This is a genomic window from Pseudomonas sp. SST3, from assembly GCF_003325755.1.
Map to the genome: position 1 here is coordinate 1 of NZ_QORI02000162.1, position 3,652 is coordinate 3,652.

Here is a 3,652-nt window from a genome sequence, read left to right on the forward strand (position 1 = left end):
ACGGCTACCTGATCACGAAGCGAGCGGACGGCTGGCACTTGATCAATTTTCACGGTGACAGCGTTGCCGGCGTATTCGAGACCGAAAGCATGGCGATCGCCGTCGCCGAAGTGTTTGTAGATGAGGCAGGCCATGCATCGAGCAAGCGGCCGAAAACCAAGTAAGCCTCGTTGCACCGCTTTGAAAGCCCCGTTAAGCGGGGCTTTTTTTTGTTTGTCTGTACCTAGATGGCAGTTCGCTATAACCTTCAGCAACGCCACGACAGTGTCAGCGCGCCCTTCCAATACCCTCGATGACGAACCTTTATGAAAAAAATCCTGGCACTGACCGCAGTACTGGCACTCGCCGGCTGCACCACCGCTTCCGACACCTTGCTGAAAAATGGTGAACAAGGTTTGACCATCGACTGCTCGGGCGAGGCCAATTCATGGGCCAGTTGCTACGAAAAGGCGGACGCATCCTGCGCCGGCACCGGTTACCGCATCGTTGGCACCAATGGCACGCCGGCACTCAAGGAAAGCGACAAGACCCTGGGCCAGGACGTGGGCAACTTCAAAGGCCGTAGCGTGGTGGTGGTCTGCAAGTAACGCTGCTACAGGTGCACTTCAGCGAACTTGATCCCCAGGCCACGCAGGGTTTCGATCAAGTCATCCAGGCGAGCAAATGATTCGACCTCATCCTGTTCGTCCACCAAGAAGTAGCTGCGCCCGCCGCTCTTCTTGAAAAACACGATCCACTCGCCCAGATCGGCGGGGTTCTGGATGACATGGGTGGCCGAGATCTGCCCTTCGGCATGGCGGGCTTTGACGTGTTCTCGTTTCATAACGGGCTTTCCAGAAAAACAAATGCCGCTCAAACCCAGGGTTTGAGCGGCATCTTTGTAGTGAATGCCCGACAGTTTAACGGATGCAGGCCGTCCTGCAGGGTGATGGCTTTTTTTATCGGGTTTGAGGGGTGGGCCTGTGGCTCAACCGGAAATGCACTCTTCCCCTGCCTTCTTCACGTCGCCCGGGCGATGGGCACATTGGACATGCTTTCATAAAGCTTGATGCTGCTACCGCTGGAGCGGTCTTCAATTTCAAAGATCGCCGACGGGTCTGCCGAGAACTTCTGCGGCACGATCACCTGAATGCCGTCTTTATGGGGCTCGATCTGCGGCGGCCGACGGGTCGCCTCCAATTTGCGCACCACGCACGCCGCATATTCCTGCGGCTTCTTCCCTGAGATGACCACCAATGTTGGCGGGGTCTGCTTGATATCTGCAACCGAAGCACACCCACCTATTGCCAAGGCCAGCACCAACACACTCCACTTCATACAAAAACCTCCGATAAAGACCCTACGACAGCGGGGATGGTAATTTTCTCCCACCAACGTAGGATTTATCTGTGATAACTCGGTAAATAACTGTTTTAAATTGTCGAAGTCGTCGACGACGGCCCGATAATAAACGCGCTGGGGCTGATAAACTCCATCTTAACCTACGTATCGTTCTGATTTTTCAGAAAAAGCCCTTCTGGAGACACCCCATGAAATTCATCCACCAGCGTGAGCACCTCAACGAGGGAGACATTGTCGTCATCGAATGCTCGCAGACCTGCAATATTCGCCTGATGAGCGATGCGAACTTTCGCAGCTTCAAAAATGGCGGCCGCCATACCTACCACGGCGGCGCATTTGATAAATTCCCGGCCAAGATCACCGCGCCCAGCACCGGCTTCTGGAACATCACCCTGGATGTGGTGACCCGTCGCGCCATCAGCGTGACCCGCAAGCCTGCGTTGTCCCACAAGATTCGTATCGTTCGTCGTACCAGCAGCAAGCTGAGCTGACCCGAACACCTGACAGGAAAAAAGCTGTGACCACCACAACCAAATACGTCATCAAGTACAAGCTCAACGGCGAACGCCGCTTTGAATTTGCCCAGTTGCAAAACAACAGCGTCGAAGAAGCCAAGCAAGCCTTGGCAAAAATTCATGATGCCAGCGACGAAATCACCGACATCAACGTGAGCAAGGCGCTGTAAGCCATGCCAGGCCCTACCGCCGATTTGTTTGCCGATGAGGCCCTGCCACAGCCTGCCGGGCGCGAGCAAATTGGCGAAGAGTCGTATGTACTGAGGGCTATGCCTTGCCCTGGATCGAGCGGTTATTGCCTGAACTGCGGCGTGTCCTGGCTCAATCACCGTTTCGGCAGATGGTCACCCCCGGCGGCTTTACCATGTCGGCGGCGCTGAGCAGTTGCGGCGAGCTGGGCTGGACCACCGACGCCCGTGGCTATCGCTACAGCCCACTCGACCCGCGCAACCAGCAGCCCTGGCCCGCCATGCCCGAGACGTTGCGCCAACTGGCCGTGACAGCGGCAATCGAGGCCGGTTTCAGCGGTTTTCTACCCGATGCCTGCCTGATCAACCGTTACGTACCGGGGGCGAAAAATGTCCCTGCACCAAGACAAGAACGAGCGCAACTACAGCGCGCCCGTGGTCTCGGTGTCCCTGGGGCTGCCGGCGATTTTCCTGTTCGGTGGCCATGCGCGCAGCGACAAAACCCAAAAAGGTCTCGCTGTTTCATGGTGATGTGGTCGTGTGGGGCGGCGTTGATCGCCTGCGCTTTCATGGCGTGATGCCGATCAAAGACGGCCTGCATTCGATCATGGGCCCGCAGCGCATCAACCTGACCTTTCGCACCGCTGGCTAATTTGACCGCAAGCTTCGGAGTGTCGATGACGAGCGGCAGGCTTAATCTGCTCCTGAACCGTCAAGAGTGCAGGCCATGAACAACGAACACGATCCGCGCTGGGCTGCCATTATTGCCCGTGATGCCAAGGCTGACGCCTTGTTTGTCTACGGCGTGAAAACCACCGGCGTGTATTGCCGCCCCAGCAGCGCTTCGCGTTTGCCGCGCCCGGAGAATGTCGAATTTTTCGACACGCCGGCGCAGGCCGAAGCCGCCGGTTATCGTCCCAGTAAACGCGCTGCCGGCGACCAGACGCAGTTGGCTGCACACCATGGGCAGTTAGTGGCCGAAGCCTGCCGGCAAATCGAACAAGCCGAAACCCCGCCTAGCCTGGACGCGCTCGCCCGATCCGCCGGGCTGAGTCCGTTTCACTTCCACCGCGTATTCAAAGCCAACACCGGGTTGACCCCCAAGGGTTACGCCAGCGCCCTGCGTTCGCGCAGAGTGCGCGACGGCCTCAAGGGCCAGCATTCGGTGACAGACACCCTGTACGACGCGGGCTTTAATTCCAATAGCCGCTTTTATGAAGCCGCCGACCAGGTGCTCGGCATGAAACCGCGAGATTACAAAGGCGGCGGCGCCAATAACACCATCCGCTTTGCCGTTGGCCAGTGCTCGCTGGGGGCGATTCTGGTGGCGCAAAGCCAACGTGGCGTGTGTGCGATTTTATTGGGTGATGATCCGGACAAACTGGTGCGCGACCTGCAAGACCAGTTTCCCAAGGCTGAGTTGATCGGCGCGGATCAGGGGTTCGAACAACTGGTGGCCCAGGTCGTTGGCTTTGTCGAGGCCCCTGCCGTGGGCCTGGATTTGCCCTTGGACCTGCGCGGCACGGCCTTTCAGGAGCGGGTGTGGCAGGCGTTGCGCGAAATCCCTGCGGGCAGCACCGCCAGCTATGCGCAGATTGCCGAGCGTAT

General features: G+C 58.0%; 5 protein-coding genes and 2 pseudogenes. 5 read left to right on the top strand and 2 right to left on the bottom strand.

What is annotated here, in order from left to right; translation table 11 throughout:
- The first annotated feature begins 305 nt into the window (after positions 1-305).
- A complete protein-coding gene (locus DQ405_RS25760) occupies positions 306-587 on the top strand; it encodes a hypothetical protein (protein WP_003191312.1) in 282 nt (93 codons plus the stop codon).
- 5 nt (positions 588-592) lie between these two features.
- On the opposite strand, the gene DQ405_RS25765 is transcribed toward DQ405_RS25760, so the two are convergent.
- Positions 593-823, bottom strand: a complete 231-nt coding sequence (locus DQ405_RS25765) for a hypothetical protein (protein WP_003191314.1) — start codon at positions 821-823, stop codon at positions 593-595.
- A gap of 144 nt (positions 824-967) precedes the next feature.
- Positions 968-1,317 (bottom strand): annotated as a pseudogene (locus DQ405_RS25770) (hypothetical protein).
- 212 nt (positions 1,318-1,529) lie between these two features.
- Here DQ405_RS25770 and DQ405_RS25775 point away from each other — a divergent pair.
- From DQ405_RS25775 to ada, 4 genes and pseudogenes are all read left to right on the top strand, one after another.
- Complete coding sequence (locus DQ405_RS25775) at positions 1,530-1,832, top strand: DUF1883 domain-containing protein (protein WP_003191319.1); 303 nt, start codon at positions 1,530-1,532, stop codon at positions 1,830-1,832.
- 26 nt (positions 1,833-1,858) lie between these two features.
- Positions 1,859-2,026, top strand: a complete 168-nt coding sequence (locus DQ405_RS25780; protein ID WP_014718516.1) for a hypothetical protein — start codon at positions 1,859-1,861, stop codon at positions 2,024-2,026.
- Positions 2,027-2,029: 3 nt separating this feature from the next.
- Positions 2,030-2,696: pseudogene (gene alkB, locus DQ405_RS25785) on the top strand (DNA oxidative demethylase AlkB).
- Positions 2,697-2,771: 75 nt separating this feature from the next.
- Positions 2,772-3,652, top strand: an 881-nt coding sequence (gene ada, locus DQ405_RS25790) for a bifunctional DNA-binding transcriptional regulator/O6-methylguanine-DNA methyltransferase Ada (protein WP_168426444.1), incomplete at its 3' end; no start/stop codon positions are given.